This is a genomic window from Staphylococcus sp. FSL K6-0223, assembly GCF_038008285.1.
On sequence record NZ_JBBOYX010000002.1, the window covers coordinates 1,174,768 to 1,200,055 of the forward strand.

Sequence of the window (25,288 nt, forward strand, 5' to 3'; positions counted from 1 at the left end):
AAATTACTCACCTTTATTTTTCTTGATGATTTCATCAGCGATTGATTTAGGAACTTCTGCATAGTGGTCAAAGTACATAGTGTAAGTACCGCGACCTTGAGTGTTAGAACGTAATGAAGTTGCGTAACCAAACATTTCTGAAAGTGGTACAAAGGCATTTACAACTTGTGCATTACCACGAGGTTCCATACCATCTACACGTCCACGACGAGCAGTTACGTCACCCATGATATCGCCCATGTATTCTTCAGGCATTTCGATAGTTACTTTCATCATTGGTTCTAAGATAACTGGATCACATTTTTTAGCAGCTTCTTTAAGCGCTAATGATGCAGCAATTTTGAAGGCCATTTCAGATGAATCGACATCGTGGTAAGAACCATCAAATAATTTTGCTTTAACATCGATTAATGGATAACCAGCTAAGACACCATTTTCCATAGCATCTTTAAGACCTTGTTCAACTGATGGAATGTATTCACGTGGAACTACACCACCAACGATAGAGTTTTCGAATTCGAAACCTCCACCTGTTTCGTTAGGTGTGAATTCGATATGAACATCACCGTATTGACCACGACCACCAGATTGACGAGAGAATTTACCTTGAACTTGTGCAGATTGCTTGAATGTTTCACGGTATGAAACCATAGGAGCACCTACATTACATTCAACGTTAAATTCTTTCTTCATACGGTCAACTAAGATGTCTAAGTGTAATTCACCCATACCACCGATGATAACTTGTCCAGTTTCTTCATCAGTATGTGCATGGAATGTTGGGTCTTCTTCTTGTAATTTAACTAAAGCTTGAGTCATTTTATCTTGGTCAGCTTTAGATTTTGGTTCAACAGATAAGTGGATAACTGGCTCTGGGAATTCCATTGATTCCAAGATAATGTCGTTTTTCTCACCACATAAAGTATCACCAGTACCTGTTTCTTTAAGACCTACCGCAGCAGCGATATCGCCTGAGTAAACAGTATCGATTTCTTGACGTGAGTTTGCGTGCATTTGTAATAAACGACCTACACGTTCACGTTTATCTTTAGTAGAGTTCTTCACGTATGAACCTGAAGTTAATGTACCTGAGTACACACGGAAGAATGTTAATTTACCAACATAAGGGTCAGTCATAACTTTGAACGCTAATGCAGCGAATTCAGCTGAATCGTCTGGTTTAGCAACAACTTCTTCTTCAGGGTTATTAGCACGGTGACCAATGATTGGTTTAACGTCTAATGGTGAAGGTAAGTAGTCAATTACTGCATTAAGCATTAATTGAACACCTTTGTTTTTGAATGCTGTACCACAAAGTACTGGGTAAAATTCTACGTCAGTAGTTGCTTTACGGATAGCAGCTTTTAATTCATCGATAGAAATTTCTTCGTCACCAAGATATTTCTCCATTAATTCGTCGTTGCTTTCAGCAACAGCTTCGATTAATTGAGCACGAGCTTCTTCAGCTCTTTCTTTGTGATCGCCAGGAATTTCAATTTCATCGATTTCTGTACCTAAATCATTTGTATATCTAAAGCATTTCATTTCAACTAAGTCAATGATTGCTTCGAATTCATCTTCGGCACCAATTGGTAATTGGATAGGTGCAGCATTTGCTTGTAAACGATCATGTAAAGTGCTTACTGAATATTCGAAGTTAGCACCTAATTTATCCATTTTGTTTACGAATACGATACGTGGTACGCCATAAGTAGTTGCTTGACGCCAAACTGTTTCAGTTTGAGGTTCTACACCTGATTGAGCATCAAGTACAGTAACCGCACCGTCAAGTACACGTAATGAACGTTCAACTTCAACAGTGAAGTCTACGTGTCCAGGTGTATCGATAATGTTGACACGGTGGCCATCCCATTGTGCTGTTGTTGCAGCAGATGTGATTGTGATACCACGGTCTTGTTCTTGTTCCATCCAGTCCATTTGTGAAGCACCTTCGTGTGTTTCACCAATTTTGTGGATACGACCTGTGTAATAAAGAATACGTTCAGTCGTAGTAGTCTTACCAGCATCAATGTGAGCCATGATACCGATGTTACGAGTATTTTTCAAAGAAAAGTCTCTTGCCATGTGTTTTTCTCCTTCCAGTATTTACTGAATAAGTACTATAGATATGGCGATGCCCTAAGCATGAGCCATTATTGGTAAACCTTATAACGGAACACACTCAGGGTAAAAGCTTTTATCTTACCAACGGTAGTGAGCAAATGCTTTGTTTGCTTCAGCCATTTTGTGAGTGTCCTCACGTTTTTTGACTGCACCACCTGTATTATTTGCAGCGTCTAAGATTTCGTTAGCTAAACGATCTTCCATAGTTTTCTCACCACGAAGACGAGCGTAGTTTACTAACCAACGTAATCCTAAAGTAGTACGACGTTCTGGGCGTACCTCAACTGGTACTTGGTAGTTAGAACCACCCACACGACGAGCTTTAACTTCTAATACTGGCATAATGTTATTGATTGCTTCTTCGAATACTTCTAATGCATCACGACCACTACGTTGTTCAACTAAGTCGAATGCAGAATAAAGAATTCTTTGAGCTGTTCCGCGTTTACCGTCTAACATAATTTTGTTAATTAATTTAGTAACTAACTTAGAGTTATGAATTGGATCCGGTAATACGTCTCTTTTTGGTACTGATCCTTTACGAGGCATAATGTAAATCCTCCCTTCCTATTATAGTATAATCTTTAAAAATGTATTTAAAATTTACGTAATCTTAAACTTAATTTTTAGGTTTTTTAGTTCCGTATAATGAACGACCTTGTCTACGTCCATCAACACCTGAAGTATCAAGTGCACCACGTACAATATGATAACGCACACCAGGTAAGTCTTTAACACGTCCACCACGTACAAGTACTACACTGTGTTCTTGTAAGTTGTGTCCGATACCAGGGATGTATGCGTTGATTTCAATGTTATTTGATAAACGCACACGTGCATATTTACGTAACGCTGAGTTAGGTTTTTTAGGTGTCATAGTACCTACACGAGTACAAACACCACGTTTTTGAGGTGAGTTTAAGTTAGTAAATTGTTTCTTTTTACTATTGAAACCTCTGTTTAAAGCTGGTGAATCTGATTTCTTAGTTTTGCTTTTTCTTGGTTTACGTACTAATTGGTTAATAGTTGGCATTGAATGTGTCCTCCTCTCTTCATTTTTTAATCCCACACATCCAGGTGGTTCATTTTAAGGTTAAATAAAATTTAGTAAGCATCATACTTACTAATTCTCATTCAATAACGCAACAATAGTTGCATTAACATTGATACCTACATATTCTCCTAAAGCCCGCTGGCTAGAAAAAAATGTCACTGGTATATTTTCTTGATTGATATAGCTTAACACGCGAGTTAATAAATGAACTTCAACGTCTTTAGCGATAATCAATGATGCAACTTGATCTTTCTTTAACGCTTTAAGCGTTTCTTTAAGACCAACTACATAGTGTTGTTTGTTAAAGCGTGCAACTTTTTCATTAGACATGTACATATCCTCCAAAGTTCTGCTTGCATCAACCTTTAATATATTAACATTTTTTAATACACATAGTCAACAATAACTCTAAGCTTTTAAAAATAAATATATAAGAGAGTGAGGTATTAACTCCTCACTCTCAAGTTAAAATTTATTCAGTAATCTCAACATCTTCAGTTACATCTGCTACAGGAGCTGATGTTTTATCATATTGAACATCACTGTAACGTCTCATACCAGTACCTGCTGGGATTAGCTTACCGATAATAACGTTTTCTTTAAGTCCAAGTAAGTCATCGCGTTTACCTTTAATTGCTGCATCTGTAAGAACGCGTGTTGTTTCTTGGAATGACGCAGCTGATAAGAAGCTTTCAGTTTCAAGAGAAGCTTTTGTAATACCAAGCAATACTGGTTTAGCAGTTGCTGGACGTTTACGGTGTTTAAAGGCTTCTCTGTTAGCATCAGTAAAGCTGTGAATGTCCACAAGAGAACCTGGTAATAATTTAGTGTCACCAGCTTCAATGATACGAACTTTACGTAACATTTGTCTAACCATAACTTCAACGTGTTTATCGTCGATTTCAACACCTTGCATACGGTAAACTTTTTGAACTTCTTTTAATAGGTAACTTTCAGTCGCATTAAGTCCTGCTACTGCTAAGTAGTTTTTAGGCTCAATTGAACCTTCAGTAAGAACTTCACCACGTGCCACTGATTGACCAACTTCAACTTTAAGTCTTGAAGTACCTGAAGCTAGATATGATCTAGTTTCGTTAGCACCTTTAACAACAATTTCTTGTTGGCGATCTTTAGCTAGTTTAATGTCTTCTACTACACCTTCGATTTCAGTAATAACAGCTTGTCCTTTAGGGTTACGTGCCTCGAAGATTTCTTGGATACGTGGAAGACCTTGAGTGATATCGCTTCCTGCTACCCCACCAGTGTGGAATGTACGCATTGTAAGCTGTGTACCTGGCTCACCGATTGATTGAGCGGCAATCGTACCAACTGCTTCACCGACTTCAACTTTTTCACCTGTAGCAAGGTTTTTACCGTAACATTTTTCACAAACACCGTGACGAGTGTTACAAGTAAACGCTGAGCGGATGTACATTTGTTCAATACCAGCATCAGTAATTTTCTTAGCGATATCTGCAGTAATTAATTCGTCTGGACGAATGATTACTTCATCAGTTTCAGGATGACGAATTGTTTCTTTAGAATAACGACCTTCGATACGTTCAATAAATGGTTCAATCATTTCTGTACCTTCTTTGATATCAGAAACTAATAAACCACGGTCAGTGCCACAGTCTTCTTCACGTACGATAACATCTTGCGCAACGTCAACAAGACGACGAGTAAGGTAACCAGAGTCAGCTGTTTTAAGAGCTGTATCGGCAAGACCTTTACGAGCACCGTGAGTTGAGATGAAGTATTCTAATACTGTTAAACCTTCACGGAATGATGATGTGATTGGCAATTCGATAATTTTACCTGATGGTGCAGCCATTAATCCACGCATACCTGCTAATTGCGTGAAGTTAGATGCGTTACCACGGGCACCAGAATCACTCATCATGAAAATAGGGTTTGTTTTCTCAAGAGATTGCATTAATTCGCCTTGAATTTGATCTTTTGCGTCAGTCCAAATTTCAACAACAGCGTTATAACGTTCATCTTCAGTGATTAAACCACGATTATATTGTTTAGTTACACGTTCAACTAATTTTTCATGTTCATCTAAGATATCTTGTTTGTCTGGAAGTACCACGATGTCAGATACACCAACAGTAATACCAGCTTTAGATGAGAATTTGAAACCTAAGTCTTTCATTCTATCTAACATCATAGATGTGTCAGTAATACTAAATCTATTGAATACTTCTGCAATGATGTTTCCTAAGAATTTCTTATTGAATGGCTCAATAAGTTCTTCATTTTCAAAGTATTCTTTTAAGCCACCCTCACCTAATTGAGTCGGATCTATGAAGTATTTATCTGGCGTAGTATCTTCTAAATTTGCTTGACTAGGTTCATTAATATATGCAAATGAATCAGGAATGATTTCATTGAAAATAATTTTACCTACTGAAGTAACTAAGATTTTACTATTTTGAGCATCTGTGAACGTTGGGTTGTTGAATGAGCTTGCATGCACGCCAATACGAGTGTGTAAGTGTACATGACCGTTCGCATAAGCTTTTAATACTTCATTAGTGTCATTGAAAATCGCACCAGTATTAACAGCATCTTTACGTTCTAATGTTAAATAGTAGTTACCTAATACCATATCTTGAGATGGTGTAACAACTGGTTTACCATCTTTCGGGTTAAGGATGTTTTGTGCCGCAAGCATTAACATACGTGCCTCAGCTTGTGCTTCTTTTGATAATGGTACGTGAACCGCCATTTGGTCACCGTCAAAGTCCGCATTGTAAGCTGTTGTTACAAGTGGGTGAAGACGGATTGCACGACCCTCAACTAATGTTGGTTCAAATGCTTGGATACCAAGTCTATGAAGCGTTGGTGCACGGTTAAGTAATACTGGGTGTTCAGTGATAACATCTTCTAATACATCCCAAACTTCATCATCCATGCGTTCGATCTTACTTTTCGCATTTTTGATATTTGTAGCAATTTCACGTTGAACTAATTCCTTCATAACGAATGGTTTAAATAGTTCAAGTGCCATTTCTTTAGGCAATCCACATTGATACATTTTTAAGCTTGGCCCAACGGCGATAACCGAACGACCTGAATAGTCAACACGTTTACCAAGTAAGTTTTGACGGAAACGACCTTGTTTACCTTTTAACATGTGTGAAAGTGATTTTAATGGACGGTTACCTGGTCCAGTAACTGGACGACCACGACGTCCGTTATCAATTAAAGCGTCTACTGCTTCTTGTAACATACGTTTTTCGTTTTGAACGATGATGCCAGGTGCACCTAAGTCTAATAAACGTTTCAAACGATTGTTACGGTTGATTACACGACGATATAAGTCGTTTAAATCACTTGTAGCAAAACGTCCACCGTCTAATTGAACCATTGGACGAATTTCAGGTGGGATGATTGGAAGTACATCTAAAATCATCCATGAAGGATTGTTTCCTGAATTTCTGAATGATTCAACCACTTCTAAACGTTTAATTGCACGAGTTAGTCTTTGACCAGTAGCAGACTCTAACTCATCTCTTAACAGTTTTAGTTCTTCATCTAAATCAATTTCTTCTAATAGGTCTTTAATACCTTCAGCACCCATTTTAGCTACGAATTGATTAGGATATTTATCATAATATTCTCTGAACTCTGCTTCAGACAATAATGTTTTCTTTTCTAATCCAGTAGGGCCTGGATCTACTACAACATAAGAAGCGAAGTAGATGACTTCTTCTAATGCTCTTGGAGACATGTCTAGCAATAGACCCATACGACTTGGAATTCCTTTGAAATACCAAATATGTGATACAGGTGCTGCTAATTCAATGTGTCCCATTCTTTCACGACGCACTTTTGATTTAGTTACTTCAACGCCACATCTGTCACATACCATACCTTTGTAGCGTACACGTTTGTACTTACCACAACTACATTCCCAGTCTTTCGTAGGTCCAAAAATTCTCTCACAGAAAAGACCATCTTTTTCTGGTTTTAAAGTACGATAGTTAATTGTTTCAGGTTTCTTAACTTCACCATAAGACCATGAACGAATTTTTTCAGGTGAAGCTAATCCTATTTTCATATAATGGAAATTATTTACATCAATCAAGGAGCCTACCTCCTTCAATTTAGATTAGCTGTGCTATTTGATTGATTTATCTTCATTGAAATCGAATACTTTAAAGAGGTTGAAATGATTCACATTTCATTACCTCTTTAAGAATCCTTTTATCTTAAGTGCTTTTTAATCAGTTGTTTCCTTTTGTGATTCAGGAGCATCTTTTTGTTGTAAATCTACTTTGCGTTCTGTTGCATCTTCATCATCAACGTCCACCATTTCAATTTCGTTGTTTTGCTCATCCATCACTTTAACATCTAATCCTAAACTTTGTAGTTCTTTCATCAATACTCTGAATGATTCAGGAACACTTGGTCTAGAGATGTTTTCACCTTTAACGATAGATTCGTAAGTTTTTACACGACCTACAGTATCGTCAGATTTATAAGTTAAGATTTCTTGTAAAGTATATGCAGCACCATAAGCTTCAAGTGCCCATACCTCCATCTCACCGAAACGTTGACCACCGAATTGTGCTTTACCACCAAGTGGTTGTTGTGTAACAAGTGAGTATGGACCAGTTGAACGTGCGTGTAACTTGTCATCAACCATGTGAGCAAGTTTAAGCATATACATAACACCTACAGAAATACGGTTATCGAATGGTTCACCTGTACGTCCATCATATAATACAGTTTTACCATCGCGAGCCATCCCTGCTTCTTCGATAGTAGACCATACATCCTCATCGTTAGCACCATCAAATACTGGAGATGCAACGTGGATGCCTAGGTTCTTAGCAGCCATACCTAAGTGCAACTCAAGGACTTGTCCGATGTTCATACGTGATGGTACACCAAGTGGGTTTAACATGATATCAATTGGGCGTCCATCTGGTAAGTAAGGCATATCTTCTTCAGGAACAATTTTAGAAATAACACCTTTGTTACCGTGACGACCACACATTTTGTCCCCAACATGAATTTTACGTTTTTGAACGATATAAACTCTTACTAATTGGTTTACACCTGGAGATAATGTGTCGTCTCCTTCTTCACGATTAAACACTTTAACATCTAGTACAATACCACCTGCACCGTGTGGCACACGTAATGAAGTATCGCGAACTTCACGAGCTTTTTCGCCGAAAATTGCATGTAATAATCTTTCTTCAGCTGTTAACTCAGTTACACCTTTAGGCGTCACTTTACCAACTAAAATGTCGCCATCCTTAACTTCAGCACCTACATAGACGATACCTCTATCATCTAGGTTTTTAAGTGCACTTTCAGATACGTTAGGGATATCTCGAGTGATTTCTTCAGGTCCTAATTTAGTATCACGAGCTTCTGATTCATATTCCTCAATGTGAATAGAAGTGTAAACGTCATCTTTAACTAAACGTTCACTCATAATTACAGCATCCTCGTAGTTGTAACCGTCCCAAGTCATGAAACCAACAACTACATTTCGTCCTAATGCCATTTCACCTAATTCCATTGAAGGACCATCGGCAAGGATTTCATTATATTCAACCACGTCACCAACTGAAACAATTGGACGTTGGTTATAACAAGTACCTGTGTTAGAACGTTTGAATTTAGCTAATGGATAACGGTCTAATTCACCTTCGTGTTCAGTGCCATTTTCCTCAACTAAACGACGCACTAAAATTTCACTAGATTCAACGTGCTCAACACGACCTCTGTGTTTAGCAGTGATTGCAGCACCAGAGTCACGTGCAGCCACATGTTCCATACCAGTACCAACAAATGGTGCTTCAGTGTTCATCAATGGTACCGCTTGACGTTGCATGTTCGCACCCATTAATGCACGGTTAGAGTCATCGTTTTCTAAGAATGGAATACATGCTGTAGCTGCTGATACAACTTGTTTAGGTGATACATCCATGTAATCCATTTTTTCTTTCGCCATAACTGTGTTATTACCACGGAAACGACAAACAACCTCGTCATCTAAGAAACGACCATTTTCGTCTAAACGTGAGTTGGCTTGGGCAACTACGTAGCTATCTTCTTCATCAGCAGTTAAGTAATCGATTTGATCTGTAATAGAGTTCGTATCTAAATCAACTTTACGATACGGTGTCTCAATGAAACCAAATTCATTTACTCGCGCATAACTTGATAATGAGTTAATTAAACCAATATTTGGACCCTCTGGTGTTTCAATTGGACACATACGACCATAGTGTGAGTAATGAACGTCACGTACTTCCATTTGAGCACGTTCACGAGTTAAACCACCAGGCCCTAATGCTGATAGACGACGTTTGTGAGTCAACTCAGCTAATGGGTTAGCTTGGTCCATGAATTGTGATAATTGAGAACTACCAAAGAATTCTTTAATTGATGCAATAACTGGACGAATATTGATTAATTGTTGTGGTGTAATTGAATCAGTGTCTTGGATTGACATTCTTTCACGCACGACACGTTCCATTCTTGATAAACCGATACGGAATTGGTTTTGTAATAATTCACCAACTGAGCGTAAACGACGATTACCTAAGTGGTCGATATCATCTGTATAACCAATGCCATTTAATAAGTTAAAGAAGTAACTCATTGAAGCTATGATATCAGCTGGAGTTATACATTTAACTTCTGAGTCTGGTAATGCATTACCGATAACAGTAGTTGTACGACCTTCCTCGTCATTAGGTACGTATACTTTGATTGATTGAATTTCAACTGGTTCGTCAATAACGCTACCTTCAAGTTCAAAGACTTCGCTATTAGCGTTTGTTTCTAGAACTTCCATAATTTCATCAATCTTACGACGATCTAGTACTGTGCCTTCTTCAGCTACAATTTCGCCTGTTTCACTGTTAACAATAGGCTCTGCTAATTTTTGATTGAATAAACGATGTTTTAAGTGTAATTTCTTATTAGCTTTATAACGACCTACGCTTGCTAAATCATAACGTTTAGGGTCAAAGAAACGTGAGTATAATAAGCTTTTAGCATTTTCTACTGTTGGTGGTTCGCCAGGACGTAAACGTTCATAAATTTCTAATAAAGCTTGTTCTGTGTTTTCAGTACCATCTTTTTCTAATGTATTACGTAAATATTCACTTTCTCCTAGTAAATCAATGATTTCTTGATCACTTGAAAAACCAAGTGCACGTAATAATACAGTTAATGGTAATTTACGAGTTCTATCGATACGAACGTACACTACATCTTTTGCGTCAGTTTCATATTCTAACCAAGCACCACGGTTAGGAATAATAGTTGCATCGTAGTTTTCACGTCCATTTTTATCAATCTTTTCATTGAAGTAAACGGATGGTGAACGTACCAATTGAGATACGATAACACGTTCAGCACCATTGATTACAAATGTACCAGTGTCTGTCATTAATGGGAAATCACCCATGAAGACTTCTTGTTCTTTAACTTCGCCTGTTTCTTTAATAATAAGACGTACTTTGACACGAAGAGGTGCAGCATAAGTAGCGTCACGATTTTTTGATTCTTCTAAATCGTATTTTGGTTCACCTAATCTATAATCTACAAATTCTAAAGATAGGTTACCTGTGAAATCTTCAATTGGAGAAATGTCTCTGAACATCTCTAATAAACCTTCTTTAAGGAACCAATCGTAAGATTTTGTTTGAATTTCTATTAAGTTTGGTAATTCTAATACTTCTGAAATTCTCGCGTAATTTCTACGTTTACGATGTCTTCCATATTGGACAACTTGACCTGCCAAACAGATTCACCCCTCAAAAATTGTGTGTTTTACTTATACATTGAAATAGGACACAATAAAGAATATAAAAGACAAAAAGAAAACGGCAACACTTATGATGACACCATTTTCGATTTATATTTATACTTAATTTATTTATCCTTTTACGTAAAAGTACACACTTATTGAACATAAATTTTTACATTTTATAACTATATCAGAATACGATTTTGAAATCAACCTTTTAAACTTTTCAAAATATAATATCCTTTACTCTTATTAACGACTTCTACATGGTTAAAGCATTCTTGCATTTTCTTCTTTGCAGATGGCATACCTTGTTTCTTTTGTATCACAACATAGAGTGCACCTTGATCTTTTAATTTGCAATAAGCCTCTTCAAAAATTCTATGCACTACATCTTTACCAGCTCTAATAGGTGGATTTGTCAGAATGTAATCAAATTGTTGATCGCTTACACCTGACAAGCAGTCACTTTCTATTATTTCAGCATTTTCAATTTGATTTTTAGTTTTATTCATTCCAGTAAGAGCCAATGCTCTATTATTTACATCTAACATATATAATTGATGGTGTGGCGAAACTTTAGCAATAGTTAATCCGATAGGCCCATATCCGCAACCAACATCGGCAATATATTTACTAGGTCCAGGCGGATGTTCCTTTAAAAATGTTTTAATTAACAAATCCGAACCATAATCCACTCTATCTTTTGAGAACACACCGGTGTCAGTCGTGAACTCTAAATGCACCTTATCAAAATGATAACTTATTTTCTTGTGATTGCTTTTCACTTCAGGATTTTCATCATAGTAGTGACTCATGTCCACACCTCAATTAAAATTTATTCGTATGCTTAAGCTAGTTAATCTATAATACTAAATATAATTACAAGGTAATTAAAAACCCCGTTATCGCAATAACGGGGTTTTAATTTCTCAAAGAATTCAGGTTGTATTTGACTCGACAAAACTTATAAAGTTGGTCGAACAAATCTCTTCAACCTAACTATTTAATTAGAGAGTAGAAACTATTTTAATTCTACAGTAGCTCCAACTTCTTCTAATTGTTCTTTAAGTTTTTCTGCATCTTCTTTAGGCATAGCTTCTTTAATTACTTTAGGAGCTCCGTCTACTAATTCTTTAGCATCTTTTAATCCTAAGCCAGTTGCTTCTTTAACTGCTTTAACAACTTTGATTTTTGAAGATCCAGCTGAAGTTAATTCAACATCAAATTCAGTTTTTTCAGCTGCTGCGTCGCCGCCACCAGCTGCACCTGCTGCTGCTACTGGAGCTGCTGCAGTTACACCAAATTCTTCTTCAATTGCTTTTACTAAATCGTTTAATTCTAATACTGACATTTCTTTAATTGCTTCAATGATTTGTTCTTGATTAGCCATTTTAAAATTCCTCCATTTAATTTAATTTTTTATGCGCGATTATTCAGCGCTTTCTTCTTTTTGTTCACCAACGGCTTTAACTGCATAAGCGAAGTTGCGTACTGGAGCTTGTAATACTGATAAAAGCATTGATACAAGACCATCGTGTGAAGGTAATGAACCAACAGTTTTAACTTCTTCAGCTGAGATTACGCTACCTTCCATAACGCCTGTTTTAACTTCTAAAGCTTCGTGTTCTTTAGCAAATCCTGCGATAACTTTCGCTGGAGCTACAACATCTTCAGTTGAAGTTGCGATAGCTGTAGGACCTGTTAAGAATTCATCTAAGCCTTCGATACCTGCTTGTTCAGCTGCACGACGAACCATAGTGTTTTTGTAAACTTTGTACTCAACACCTGCTTCACGTAATTGTGAACGTAATTCAGTAACTTCTGCTACTGTTAAACCACGGTAGTCAACGATAACTGTTGATACTGAATTTTTAAGTTGTTCAGCAATAGTATCTACTTGTTGTTTTTTTGCTTCAATGATAGCAGACATTCAGACACCTCCATTTAAATTTTTTCGGTGCTTTTTTTAATAGCAATAAAAAAAGCACTTTCTACCCACGGCAAAAAGTGCTTGAAAGATCATTAATCATCACGTTCAAGTCAATTTTAGCCTCGGTAGGATGAGTTTTAAGTTATAAATAACTCCTACTGTCTTAGGTAAAATAATCACAATTAATAATATAACTGCTTTGTTGTAATAAGTCAACAAAAAATTTACAGACTGAAAGATTGCTTCCTTCAGTCTGTAATCATGTTGCATTATTTAAAATTTATAGTTTGAAAGATGAAGTATCAACTTTAACTCCAGGACCCATTGTTGTAGTTACAGCAACAGATTTGAAGTAAGTACCTTTAGCAGAAGATGGTTTAGCTTTTGCTAAAACGTCTTGTAAAGCTTTAAAGTTTTCAACTAATTTTTCATCGTCGAATGAAACTTTACCGATTGAAGCATGTACGATACCTGCTTTTTCAGCACGATATTCAACTTTACCAGCTTTAATTTCTTCTACAGCTTTTTTAACATCCATTGTTACTGTACCTGTTTTAGGGTTAGGCATTAAACCTTTAGGTCCTAATACACGACCTAATTTACCAACTTCGCCCATCATGTCTGGAGTAGCAACAACTACGTCGAAATCAAACCAACCTTGTTGGATTTTTTGTACGTAGTCTGATTCTCCTACATAATCTGCACCTGCTTCTTCAGCTTCAGTGATTTTATCGCCTTTAGCGAAAACTAATACACGTTGAGATTTACCAGTACCGTTAGGTAAAACAACTGCACCACGGATTTGTTGGTCATTTTTACGTGTATCAATTCCTAAACGGAAAGCTACTTCAACAGACGCGTCAAAGTTAGCAATGCTAGTTTCTTTAGCTAATTTAATTGCTTCTTCAACACTATAGTGTTGAGTACGATCAACTTTGCTAGCTGCTTCTTGATACTTTTTACCTTTTTTAGCCATTTATTGTTCCTCCTTTAGTGGTTTTAGCGGAATTTCCTCCCACATTTACTTGCCTATCGCAAGTTAAGAGCAGATAACAGTGGAAAGAGAGTGGTCCAGAAATATAATTTATGTCCCGTCCTCTTACTCATAGACAATATCAATTGTTTACCTTCTCTGTTACCTGCTTTTATCGTCTAAATTAAGTTCATTTTTAAAATTAAATTCGTTAATACGCTTAATTATTCTACAGTGATACCCATGCTACGTGCAGTACCTTCGATAATACGCATAGCTGCTTCTTCGTCTGCAGCGTTTAAGTCTTGCATTTTAGTTTGAGCAATTTCGCGTACTTGATCTTTAGTTACTGATGCAACTTTTGTTTTATTAGGTTCACCTGAACCTTTTTCAACGCCAGCTGCTTTTTTAAGTAGTACTGGAGCCGGTGGAGTTTTAGTAATGAATGTAAATGAACGATCTTCATATACACTGATTTCTACCGGAATGATTAAACCTGCTTGTTCTTGTGTACGTGCATTGAATTCTTTACAGAATCCCATGATGTTCACACCTGCTTGACCTAATGCTGGACCAACTGGTGGTGCTGGGTTCGCTTTACCTGCAGGAATTTGTAATTTAACTACTTTTTCTACTTTTTTAGCCACGATGTGCACCTCCTTGATATCGTGATGTGGTCACAGGGCTCAGTTTTGCCCTCCCACTCTTAAACATTTCGTGACGAAATGAACGCTCTAAAAGCGCGACCACATTATTTTAACACTCGCTCTATTAAAAAATCAATAGTAAAATTTCATCTTTTAGTTGAAGTTTTATATTAATTTTTGATAGACGTTTAAATTAAAGTTTCTCAATTTGATCGAATTCAACTTCGACCGGTGTTTCTCGACCAAACATATCTACAAGTACAGTCAATTTAAATTTATCCGCTTCGATTTCTTGAACTTCGCCTACTTGATTAGCAAAAGGTCCTGATTTGATACGAACTTGTTCACCAACATCAAGTTCAACATCAATAGTTTTCTCTTTAAGACCCATTTGCTTAAGAATGAAGCGCACTTCTTCAGGAAGTAGAGGATTAGGTTTAGAACCCGCACCTGCAGAACCTACGAATCCTGTAACACCTGGTGTGTTACGAACGACATACCATGACTGATCCGTCATTACAAGCTCAACTAGCACGTAACCTGGGAATGTTTTTTTAACAAGTTTCTTAGCTTTACCATCTTTAACTTGTGTTTCTTCCTCTTCTGGTATGACAACTCTAAAAATTTGCTCTGTCATATTCATAGATTCTACTCTTTTTTCTAAATTCTTTTTAACTTTGTTTTCATATCCAGAATAGGTATGCACTGCATACCAACGCTTTGCGCCCACTTCTTCAGACATGTCTCCACTCCTAACCTAATAATAATTGTTTCAATGCATTAATACCTACGTCTAAGGCATAGAAAAAGACTAAGAAGAATATAACTGTAGATACAACGATTACAGTGTATTTGAATAGTTCTTCTTTTGTCGGCCAACTTGTCTTTTCCATTTCTGATTTAACGCCTTTAAAGAAGTTCTCTTTTTTAGCCATTAGTTAGACCTCCACATTTTAAGCCTCAACTTTAAAGTCTCATTCAGCTTAATAATCTATTTCGATTCTTTATGAACTGTATGCGAATTACACTTCGGACAATACTTTTTCAGTGTTAATCTCGTTGCCGAACCTTCCTTTTTAGGGACGTTGTAATTTCTATTGCCACAAACCTCACAATTTAAAGGTACTTTCTTCACGATTATTCACCTTTACTCATTATAATACCAATATACTATACATAAATGTCGTAATAAATGTCAAACATACATTCTTTGCTATAATCACCTAATTACTAGGGAATAATACAGACAATTTCATTTCCTTAATTGTCGTTTCATTTTCATTTTACAACGTTGTATGGCATTGTAAACGTCTTTATCTTTAATCTCTAATGCTTGTGCAATTTCTCTCGGTTTATATTCTTTAATAATTAGTTTTAAGACGTCTCTTTCCAATCCGCTTAATGTAAATGCTTGGCTCATAATTTCTTTTGATAATTCTTCTCTTAAAAATGACCTCTCAACTTCATCAAGTGCTAATGAACAATGATAATCTACAACGTACTCGTTGATAAGCATCACGTGTCGATGACGTTCAGCTCTACTCTTTCTTAAGTAGTCATACTTAACAGAGCGAATGAGAAAGTACAAATATCTTTTGAATGGAATTGCTCTACTAAAGTCATAATGTTGAAGTGCTCGATACATTTTTATGATAATCTCTTGATACATATCCTCAATATCAAATTGATTCGATGTTATGTATCCAATTTTTCTAAAAATGAGTGGTCTCAACTCTCTAAGTAGCGTTTCAAATATACGCTCGATATCTTCAGTTTCGATGTTGAAATGATACTGTGTTAATTCATCTTGATGTCTTTGATTCAATCACGTATACCTAACCTTCCTTTATTGTTAGGTTAGTTTATATGACTTAGATTAAATTTATCAATACCACTGTATTAATCATTTCGATGGTTTCCACGTCTGATTTTTTCAAATTCTTCTAGTATCTCATTTGATAACTGAATTCGAGTTCTGGGTTTCTTTTCACTAAAATCATCAATTGATTTGCTCACTGTGATTTCATTTTCTTTTAAATCTCGCCACATCTCCCTCGAAGATATGCGGTATGCCCCAGATCCAAAAATGGCATGTTGCTCGCTCATATCACTCGTAACAACGGTGATATGCGTTGTATGTTTATCATATAACTCATATACATAACGTTCGATAAAACTATCTGCTGTTTCTTTCTCTTTAGTAAACACCGTTCTAACGCCATGGTATACGTATTCTCTTTCAATTCCGGATTGTTCATATGCATCAAATACACACACAATTTCATCAGCAATAAGTGCATTATAGTTTGCTATGGCATCCAAAAGTTGCTCTCTTGCTTCTTCTAAACTCTCTTTAGCAATCGCACTTAATGCTGAAGATTGACCTATCATATTATAGCCATCGATAATTAGATATCTTTCCTTCATGACATCTCTCCAGTCTCATCTCTTTTACGAAATACTTCATACATCATCAAGCTTGCTGCTACAGAAGCATTGAGACTATTAACATGTCCAACCATAGGTATTTTAATGTAAAAATCACATTTATCACTCACTAAGCGACTCATTCCTTGTCCTTCGCTTCCGATCACGATAGCTAAAGACATATCCGCCTGTAAGTCACGATAATCCGTAGCATTACTTGCTTCGGTACCTGCGACCCAAAAACCATTTTCTTTTAATTCATCGATTGTCTTAGAAAGGTTCGTAACGCGTATAACTGGAACATGTTGAATAGCTCCAGTTGAAGCTTTTGCAACAGTCTGCGTGAGCGCTACTGAACGTCTTTTAGGAATAATGACCCCGTCTACTCCTGTTGCATCAGCAGTTCTTAATATAGAACCAAGATTATGCGGATCTTCTAGACCATCTAAAATTAATATTGTAGAAAAGCCATCTTTATTCTTCTGGCTTTGTAAAAATTCATCAAAATCTTCATATTCATATGGAGCGACTAATGCAGCAACCCCTTGATGAGGTGCATTTGATAAAAAATCTAATTTAGATTTTGGCACGGTTTGAACTATCAATTTTTGAGCTTTTGCATTTTTTAAAATTTCATTAATCTGTTGTTTTTTTATACCATCTTGAATCAAAATCTTATTTATAGCATGCCCCGAAACAATCGCTTCTTTAACTGCATGTCTTCCTACTATGACAGTATCCTCCACGTTCTCACTACCTTTCATTTACTATTTCAACAATAGTTTGAAGTAATTCTTCTAAACGCGCATGTTGATGATCTAAATATAAAAAACCTATAACTGCTTCCAAGGCTGAACTTTTTCGATATGTTTGAACATCAGTATTTTTAGCTTTGGTATAGCTTTTAGCATTACGTCCCCTTCTCAAAACATTTAACTCTTCTTCAGTAAACCAATCATTAGATATTAAATACTCTAATGTCTGAGCTTGGCTTTTAGCAGAAACATATTGTTTTGATACCTGGTGTAGACGATTCGGTTTACTTTGTAATTTAAGAACAATATATTCTCGTACATGTTGATCTAATACGGCATCGCCCATATAAGCAAGCGTCAATGGATTTAATAATTTAACATTCATTATTTAGCCACGCTTAAATCTGACACCTTGTGGCGTATCTTCTAAAATAATGTTACGTTCTTTCAACATGTCTCGAATTTCATCAGCACGTGCGAAATCTTTATTTTTACGAGCTTCATTACGTTCTTCTATAAGCTTTTCAATATCCTCATCTAGTAACTCATTTTCATTTTTACCTTTAAGTGGGACGCCAAGAACATCACTAAAGATTTGATATACTTCTTTAAATCTATGAAGTACCTTCGTAGACGTTGTGTTCTCTAGAACATATTTATTCGCAAGTTTGGCTAAATCATACCAAGCAGTGACAGCATTAGCTGTATTAAAGTCATCATCCATAACCGCCTCAAATTGTCGGAGAATCGTTTCTATTTGATCAATGTATTCAGAATGTTCTTCTAAATCTGTAGCAATGGCTTCACGTTCTTCAATCAATTTATAACTATTGCGTATACGTTCTAAACCGCTTCTCGCAGCTCCTACTAGTTCTAAATTATAATTAATCGGGCTACGGTAATGGACACTAATCATAAAGAAACGTAGTACATCTGGATCTATTTCTTTAATAATGTCGTGTACTAAAATGAAGTTACCTAATGATTTACTCATTTTTTCGTTATCTATATTTATGAATCCATTGTGCATCCAGTAATTCGCAAATGGTGCATGATTGTGTGCTTCTGACTGGGCAATTTCATTTTCATGGTGAGGGAATTGTAAATCTGATCCTCCTGCATGAATATCGATTGTCGCTCCTAATTCATGATAAGCCATAACTGAGCATTCGATATGCCAGCCTGGACGACCTTTACCAAATGGACTATCCCAACTGATTTCGCCAGGTTTCGCTTTTTTCCATAAAGTAAAATCGAGCGCATCTTCTTTTTGTTCTCCCGCTTCAATACGCGCGCCTACTTTGAGGTCATCTAGAGATTGATGACTTAATTTACCATATCCATCAAATTGACGCGTTCTAAAGTACACATCTCCATCACTCTCATAAGCATACCCTTCATCTACTAATTCTTTAATGAAATCTATAATTTCTTGCATATGGTTCATCACACGCGGATTGGATGTTGCTTTCTTAACGTTCAATGCACCTACGTCTTCATAGAATGCTTTGATGTACTTTTCTGCAATTTCAGGAACACTTTCATTTAGTTCTTTAGAGCGATTAATTAATTTATCATCCACATCAGTGAAATTGGAAACGTAAATCACTTCATAACCTTTGTATTCAAAATATCTTCTAACAACATCATAGTTAATAGCAGGTCTTGCATTTCCGATGTGTATATAATTGTAAACGGTCGGACCACAAACATACATTTTTACCTTGCCTGGTTCTATCGGCTCAAATGTTTCTTTCCGACGTGTTAACGTATTATATAATGTAATCATCTTGAATCTCTCCATTCTTAGCTTTTTCAAGTTGTCGTTCTAAATGTTTGATTTGTTCGAAAAGTGGATCAGGTAAGTTGCGATGGTCAAATGTTTTACCGATACGCTTACCTTCTTGTTTAACGATATGACCCGGTATACCTACAACAGTGGTATAGCTTGGTACAGATTGTAGTACAACTGAATTCGCACCAATATTTACATTTGATTCAATTTGAATATTCCCCAACACCTTAGAACCAGCTGCAATTAAAACATTATCTCCAATGTCCGGGTGACGCTTACCTTTTTCTTTACCTGTACCACCTAAAGTAACACCTTGGTAAATCGTGACGTTATCCCCAATTGTACATGTCTCACCAATTACAACACCCATACCGTGATCAATAAATAATCGTTTACCAATTTTTGCTCCGGGATGAATTTCTATACCCGTAAAAAAGCGTGACACTTGTGAGATGACTCTCGCTGCTGTATAACGTTTCTTATTATATAATTTATGGGCTATCAAATGACTCCATACCGCATGTAATCCTGCATAGGTAGTAACTACTTCTAAAGTTGAGCGTGCTGCTGGATCCTGTTCAAACACCATTTTTATATCGTCTCTCATTCTTCTTAACAAGATCTTCTCCCCCTTGGTTCAATCATTAAGATATCTGTTCTTTACATGAAATAATTTTCGACCGTCATGCACAATTTTAAAATTAATTTTATTAAAAAAGCACCTCTAACAACTGATGTTAGAGGCGCTCTTAGCACGGTTCCACTCTTCATTTAGTAACGAAACTTTAAAATGTTAGCGTTACTCTCATTTGTATTATTCATCTTAGTTCAACAAAGGTGCATTCATTAATATTAATGATGTGCTCACAGCGACCGCACACTCTCTGAGTCATGTAATAATTAATTACTAATCCTTTGATTCATTTTTATAGTTATAATAATAGGTCGTTAATTGTGAAATTTCAAGTCGAAACACACGTTTTTTAATCATACTGCACTAGATAAAGCTAAACTTCGTTATTAATTTACTATACATACTTTTGTAATCGTGATAATACTTTTTCTTTACCTAAAACTTCAATCGTATTTGGTAATTCTGGTCCATGCATTTGACCTGTAACGGCTACACGAATTGGCATGAACAATTGTTTACCTTTAATACCTGTCTCTTTTTGAACTTCTTTAATTGTTTTCTTAATTTCTGCTGCTTCAAATGGTTCTAAAGCTTCTAATTTACCGTATAAATGATTCATTAACTCAGGAACTTGTTCACCATTTATAACTTCTTGCTCCTCTTCACCAAGTTCTGGCATTTCGTGGAAGAACATTTCTGATAATGGAACAATTTCACCTGCGTAACTCATTTCTTTTTGATATAAAGCAACAAGTTTTCTACCCCATTCTTTATCTTCTTCAGAAGGATTTTCTGGGATAAGATTTGCTTTGATTAAATGCGGTAATGCTAATTCAAATACTGTATCAGTGTCTTTCGTTTTCATATATTGGTTATTTACCCAAGCTAACTTTTGTCTGTCGAACATAGCTGGTGATTTAGATAAACGTTTTTCATCGAAGATTTTAATAAATTCTTCTTTAGAAAAGATTTCTTCTTCACCTTCAGGTGACCAACCTAATAAAGTAATAAAGTTAAATAGTGCTTCTGGTAAGTAACCTAAATCACGGTATTGCTCAATAAATTGTAAAATTTGACCGTCACGTTTACTTAACTTTTTACGTTCTTCATTAACGATTAATGACATATGACCAAAGCGTGGTGGTTCCCAACCGAACGCTTCATATATCATCAATTGTTTAGGTGTGTTAGAAACATGGTCATCACCACGAATAACATCTGAAATTTTCATATAATGATCGTCTACAGCAACTGCAAAGTTATACGTTGGAACGCCATCTTTCTTAACAATGACCCAATCACCCATATTATTTGAATCAAAAGAAATTTCACCTTTTACCATATCTTTGAAACTATAAGTTTTATCTTTAGGCACGCGGAAGCGAATAGATGGTTTACGTCCTTCAGCTTCGAACTGTTTGCGTTGTTCTTCTGATAAATGTGCGTGTTGTCCGCCATAACGAGGCATTTCTCCGCGAGCAATTTGCGCTTCACGTTCTTCTTCTAATTCTTCCTCAGTCATGTAACACTTGTATGCTCTATCTTCATCAAGTAATTGTTGAATAAGTGGATTATAAATATCAGCACGTTCAGACTGACGATATGGACCAAAACCTTTATCTTTATCGATAGATTCATCCCAGTCTAAACCTAACCATTTTAAGTTATCAAATTGTGAAGATTCACCATCTTCTAAGTTACGTTTACTGTCCGTATCTTCTATACGAACTACAAAATCTCCATCATAATGTTTCGCAAATAAATAGTTAAATAATGCTGTTCTAGCATTACCAATATGCAAGTAGCCTGTTGGACTTGGCGCATATCTTACTCTGATGCGTTCACTCATTATATTCACTCCTACGATTATTATTTATGTGGTTGATTAACTGATTGAAAATAAATGCCCTATGATAACTCATTTTATGAAGCAATCGCATTTAATATTTTCAAGTCATGTTTCAAACCATTAAGCATGTAAGCTTTCATGTTTTCAGTAGTTTAATTCAATTTTAAAAAAAGTTATTCAAAAGTTTATGATGTGTTTAACCATTACTTTGTGAATAACTTTCGTGAAACATTGATTATTCATTCTTACATAACATTCAATAATATTGTAGCACTTAAACACGCCTTTGATAAGTCTATTGTTTTAACAGTCTTTCATAGTTAATAGTTTTTTATATGAGAAAAGGTTTCATGTAAAATACATACTTAATTATAAAATATGTAGTTTCACATGAAACCTCTTTTTAGAATTAATTTTCAAAATCAGAACTATTGTCATCGACATGTTTCGCAAAAACGATTCTACCAGATGAAGTTTGTAGTAAACTGATGACTTCTAAGTTAACATGTTGGCCCACTAATTTCTTAGCGTTATCAACAACGACCATTGTGCCATCATCTAAATACCCAACGCCTTGACCAGGCTCTTTCCCCATTTTAGTTAAAAGGATATTGAGGTGGTCACCTTGATGTACGTTAGGCTTAATAGCTTCAGATAAATCATTAACATTAAGTGCCATAATGCCTTGGACATGACACACTTTATTTAAATTAAAATCCGTTGTAATAACGTGAGCGTGGTAATGTTGTGCTAATTTGATTAGTAAAGTATCAATATCATTATGAGATTTCGTTGGATTTATGACTCGAGTAGGATAGTCTAAATCATAAAGTTGATTAAGAATGTCTAATCCACGCTGACCCTTTTCTCTTTTAACACTATCATTCGCATCAGCTACGACTTGTAATTCATTTATAACACCTTGAGGGATAAGAATATCTCCATCAATAAATCCACAACGAATAATATCTAATATACGCCCATCAATAATTGCGCTTGTATCGATGATTTTAGGGATTGCTTTACGTGTGTTGTAGGACATTGAGCGTGCCATATTTTCAGGCAAAAACATTAACATCTCATCACGTTTCTTTAAACCAAATTGGAATCCGAGATAACATAAAATAATTGTTATTATAATTGGGATAAAATGATTGAGCATTGAATTTCCTATTAGTTCTAAGATGAAAGAAACCATCACAGAAATAAATAATCCAATAATCAAACCAATTGTTGCGAACAAGATTTCAACCGCACTGCGGCGCATTATAATTTGTTCTAGTTCTTTAAAAGCGTATGTGACCTTTTTTAAGAAAAATCCAAATATAATGAAGAACAATATGATTCCTATTAATCCATCTATGTAATGATTAGTGATAATTGGGTAAGTGTTAATCCCTAAATCAGATACTACTTCTGGGATAATGATAATCCCTAGTGCAGCACCGATAATGATATAAATAATTAACACCATTAATCTAATGATATTCAATCTTATCCTCCTCTCATGGCTGTCTATTCATTGTATGTAAATAACTTATTTAACATAATTATAATGAAATTTGTGAAAACTAAATTAAAAAACTATATGCGTTTAAATCTTAAAACTCACTACCTACTATGAGGGAGGATTATGAAGAATGAAGCGCATATTTTAAAGCCTCATGCACAGAAGACACTCCTATGACTTGAATACCTTCCGGGAAAGTCCACCCACCAATATTAGTTTGAGGTATAATCGCTCGTTTGAATCCAAGTTTAGCCGCCTCTTGCACGCGTTGTTCAATGCGTGACACACGTCGAACTTCACCTGTTAGACCAACCTCTCCAACAAAGCAATCTAAACCGTCTACCGCTTTATCCTTAAAGCTTGAAGCTGTCGCAACAATAATACTTAAGTCAACGGCTGGTTCTGTTAATTTCACACCACCAGCAACTTTGATATAAGCATCTTGTTGTTGAAGTAAATAATTCTCCTTCTTCTCTAAAACTGCCATAAGCAAACTTAATCGATTATGATCTATGCCCGTAGCCATACGTCTTGGATTGTTGAAAGTGGTCGGTGTGACTAACGCTTGGACCTCTATTAATAGTGGTCTTGTACCTTCCATAGTCGGTACAATTGTTGAACCTGGCACGTTTGTAGAACGTTCTTCTAAGAACATTTCAGACGGATTTAAGACACCTTTCAAACCACTTTGCTTCATTTCGAAAATACCCATCTCATTCGTGGAGCCAAAACGGTTTTTAACCGCACGTAAAATTCGATAAGCATGATGTTCATCACCTTCAAAGTAAAGCACGGTATCCACCATATGTTCAAGTAATCTTGGACCGGCAATTTGTCCTTCTTTCGTAACATGACCGACGATGAACGTTGCGATATCCATTTGCTTTGCGATATTCATTAGACTTTGAGTACTTTCTCTTACTTGAGATACAGAACCCGGTGCAGAACTGATTTCAGGATGATAAATAGTTTGAATTGAATCTACTACAAGTAAATCTGGGCGTTCATCCTTAACTGTTTGATGAATGACTTCTAAATCAGTCTCTGCTAATACATTGAGTTGACTAGAATCTTCTTCTAAGCGGTCGGCACGTAGTTTAGTCTGATTGATAGATTCCTCACCTGTAATATATAAGACATTCTTATTTTGAGATAATGCCGCACATATTTGAAGAAGCAACGTAGACTTCCCTATACCAGGATCGCCACCTATAAGTACGAGTGATCCACTGACAATCCCTCCACCAAGGACTCTGTTAAATTCTTTAGAATCCGTTAGAATTCTAGGGGTAGATTCATGTTTAACATTATCCAATTTTTGAACTTTTCCTGCCGCTTCTTTAGATTTCACTCCATGTTTAGGGTTTGCAGCTTTCTCTACAATTTCTTCCATCTGGTTCCATGCACCACAGTTTGGACATTTCCCCATCCATTTAGGAGATTGATAGCCACATGCCATACACTCAAATATTACTTTTTTCTTGGCCACTTCTGCACCTCCAAATTATTATGAACAAATCTATTTTAAACTGACATTTTGATTATGACAAATTAAATGTAAATGATTATGATATAGTCTATTTTTATGTGGTTATTAAACTATGATTTTTTATAAATAATTTTATTTTTGTCTATTTTAATTTCTGCAATTTTGTATAATCGCTAGTGTATTGTCATTTATTTTCCGGAAAATGAATATCCCATCATCAGTTTTAAACAAATTGAAAAATATGTAAAAAAATGACATCCCTCAAACAGCGAGAGATGTCATTTATTAATGATGCAAATAGCAAACATT

The 25,288-nt window shown here is 35.9% G+C and carries 23 protein-coding genes and 1 other annotated feature; all 23 genes read right to left on the reverse strand.

The features are described from left to right. Positions 1 to 3: 3 nt before the first annotated feature. Positions 4 to 2,085, reverse strand: coding sequence for an elongation factor G (gene fusA, locus MHI13_RS16625; RefSeq protein ID WP_064210391.1), 2,082 nt, complete (start codon positions 2,083 to 2,085; stop codon positions 4 to 6). Between the two features lie 117 nt (positions 2,086 to 2,202). Further along, entirely contained in the window at positions 2,203 to 2,673 is a 471-nt protein-coding gene (rpsG, locus tag MHI13_RS16630; protein ID WP_001137495.1) for a 30S ribosomal protein S7, read from the reverse strand. 70 nt (positions 2,674 to 2,743) lie between these two features. Then, the gene (rpsL, locus tag MHI13_RS16635; RefSeq protein WP_002433334.1) at positions 2,744 to 3,157 is read right to left on the reverse strand and encodes a 30S ribosomal protein S12; all 414 of its coding nucleotides are present in this window, start codon (positions 3,155 to 3,157) and stop codon (positions 2,744 to 2,746) included. Positions 3,158 to 3,247: 90 nt separating this feature from the next. Then, a complete protein-coding gene (locus MHI13_RS16640) occupies positions 3,248 to 3,508 on the reverse strand; it encodes a ribosomal L7Ae/L30e/S12e/Gadd45 family protein (RefSeq protein WP_002433271.1) in 261 nt (86 codons plus the stop codon). A 142-nt stretch (positions 3,509 to 3,650) separates the two neighbouring features. Next, a complete protein-coding gene (rpoC, locus tag MHI13_RS16645) occupies positions 3,651 to 7,247 on the reverse strand; it encodes a DNA-directed RNA polymerase subunit beta' (protein WP_161799215.1) in 3,597 nt (1,198 codons plus the stop codon). A gap of 162 nt (positions 7,248 to 7,409) precedes the next feature. Beyond that, on the reverse strand, positions 7,410 to 10,961 hold the full coding sequence (rpoB, locus tag MHI13_RS16650) for a DNA-directed RNA polymerase subunit beta (protein ID WP_340761593.1): 3,552 nt from the start codon (positions 10,959 to 10,961) through the stop codon (positions 7,410 to 7,412). Positions 10,962 to 11,176: 215 nt separating this feature from the next. Next, positions 11,177 to 11,785: a class I SAM-dependent methyltransferase gene (locus tag MHI13_RS16655; RefSeq protein ID WP_064210390.1), complete on the reverse strand. Its 609-nt coding sequence runs from the start codon at positions 11,783 to 11,785 to the stop codon at positions 11,177 to 11,179. 206 nt (positions 11,786 to 11,991) lie between these two features. Further along, positions 11,992 to 12,360, reverse strand: coding sequence for a 50S ribosomal protein L7/L12 (gene rplL / locus MHI13_RS16660; protein WP_002433406.1), 369 nt, complete (start codon positions 12,358 to 12,360; stop codon positions 11,992 to 11,994). 39 nt (positions 12,361 to 12,399) lie between these two features. Beyond that, on the reverse strand, positions 12,400 to 12,900 hold the full coding sequence (rplJ, locus tag MHI13_RS16665; protein ID WP_002433246.1) for a 50S ribosomal protein L10: 501 nt from the start codon (positions 12,898 to 12,900) through the stop codon (positions 12,400 to 12,402). Between the two features lie 39 nt (positions 12,901 to 12,939). Further along, positions 12,940 to 13,086: a sequence feature (ribosomal protein L10 leader region), on the reverse strand. Positions 13,087 to 13,180: 94 nt separating this feature from the next. Next, complete coding sequence (gene rplA / locus MHI13_RS16670; protein WP_002452478.1) at positions 13,181 to 13,876, reverse strand: 50S ribosomal protein L1; 696 nt, start codon at positions 13,874 to 13,876, stop codon at positions 13,181 to 13,183. Between the two features lie 221 nt (positions 13,877 to 14,097). Then, positions 14,098 to 14,520, reverse strand: coding sequence for a 50S ribosomal protein L11 (gene rplK, locus MHI13_RS16675; protein WP_002433084.1), 423 nt, complete (start codon positions 14,518 to 14,520; stop codon positions 14,098 to 14,100). Between the two features lie 193 nt (positions 14,521 to 14,713). Beyond that, positions 14,714 to 15,262: a transcription termination/antitermination protein NusG gene (gene nusG / locus MHI13_RS16680; RefSeq protein WP_002432993.1), complete on the reverse strand. Its 549-nt coding sequence runs from the start codon at positions 15,260 to 15,262 to the stop codon at positions 14,714 to 14,716. Between the two features lie 10 nt (positions 15,263 to 15,272). Next, positions 15,273 to 15,455, reverse strand: coding sequence for a preprotein translocase subunit SecE (secE, locus tag MHI13_RS16685; protein WP_002433350.1), 183 nt, complete (start codon positions 15,453 to 15,455; stop codon positions 15,273 to 15,275). A gap of 56 nt (positions 15,456 to 15,511) precedes the next feature. Continuing rightward, the gene (rpmG, locus tag MHI13_RS16690; RefSeq protein WP_002452476.1) at positions 15,512 to 15,655 is read right to left on the reverse strand and encodes a 50S ribosomal protein L33; all 144 of its coding nucleotides are present in this window, start codon (positions 15,653 to 15,655) and stop codon (positions 15,512 to 15,514) included. A 117-nt stretch (positions 15,656 to 15,772) separates the two neighbouring features. Beyond that, positions 15,773 to 16,345, reverse strand: coding sequence for a sigma-70 family RNA polymerase sigma factor (locus MHI13_RS16695; protein ID WP_002432990.1), 573 nt, complete (start codon positions 16,343 to 16,345; stop codon positions 15,773 to 15,775). Between the two features lie 74 nt (positions 16,346 to 16,419). Next, the gene (locus MHI13_RS16700; RefSeq protein ID WP_002433453.1) at positions 16,420 to 16,947 is read right to left on the reverse strand and encodes an NYN domain-containing protein; all 528 of its coding nucleotides are present in this window, start codon (positions 16,945 to 16,947) and stop codon (positions 16,420 to 16,422) included. After that, positions 16,944 to 17,693 carry a 23S rRNA (guanosine(2251)-2'-O)-methyltransferase RlmB gene (rlmB, locus tag MHI13_RS16705; RefSeq protein ID WP_002452475.1) on the reverse strand — a complete coding sequence of 250 codons (750 nt, stop codon included), beginning with the start codon at positions 17,691 to 17,693 and terminating at the stop codon, positions 16,944 to 16,946. The genes MHI13_RS16700 and rlmB overlap by 4 nt, the downstream gene beginning before the upstream one ends. A gap of 7 nt (positions 17,694 to 17,700) precedes the next feature. Beyond that, positions 17,701 to 18,087, reverse strand: a complete 387-nt coding sequence (locus tag MHI13_RS16710) for a Mini-ribonuclease 3 (protein ID WP_002433421.1) — start codon at positions 18,085 to 18,087, stop codon at positions 17,701 to 17,703. Positions 18,088 to 18,090: 3 nt separating this feature from the next. After that, positions 18,091 to 19,491: a cysteine--tRNA ligase gene (gene cysS / locus MHI13_RS16715; RefSeq protein WP_002433303.1), complete on the reverse strand. Its 1,401-nt coding sequence runs from the start codon at positions 19,489 to 19,491 to the stop codon at positions 18,091 to 18,093. Beyond that, positions 19,475 to 20,104 (reverse strand): serine O-acetyltransferase, encoded by a 630-nt coding sequence (gene cysE, locus MHI13_RS16720; RefSeq protein WP_171002259.1) that lies wholly within the window; start codon positions 20,102 to 20,104, stop codon positions 19,475 to 19,477. The genes cysS and cysE overlap by 17 nt, the downstream gene beginning before the upstream one ends. 421 nt (positions 20,105 to 20,525) lie before the next feature. Further along, entirely contained in the window at positions 20,526 to 21,980 is a 1,455-nt protein-coding gene (gene gltX / locus MHI13_RS16725; protein WP_002433261.1) for a glutamate--tRNA ligase, read from the reverse strand. A 409-nt stretch (positions 21,981 to 22,389) separates the two neighbouring features. Continuing rightward, positions 22,390 to 23,454 carry a PIN/TRAM domain-containing protein gene (locus MHI13_RS16730; RefSeq protein WP_422785084.1) on the reverse strand — a complete coding sequence of 355 codons (1,065 nt, stop codon included), beginning with the start codon at positions 23,452 to 23,454 and terminating at the stop codon, positions 22,390 to 22,392. A 157-nt stretch (positions 23,455 to 23,611) separates the two neighbouring features. Beyond that, a complete protein-coding gene (gene radA / locus MHI13_RS16735; protein ID WP_002433170.1) occupies positions 23,612 to 24,979 on the reverse strand; it encodes a DNA repair protein RadA in 1,368 nt (455 codons plus the stop codon). Between the last annotated feature and the right edge of the window lie 309 nt (positions 24,980 to 25,288).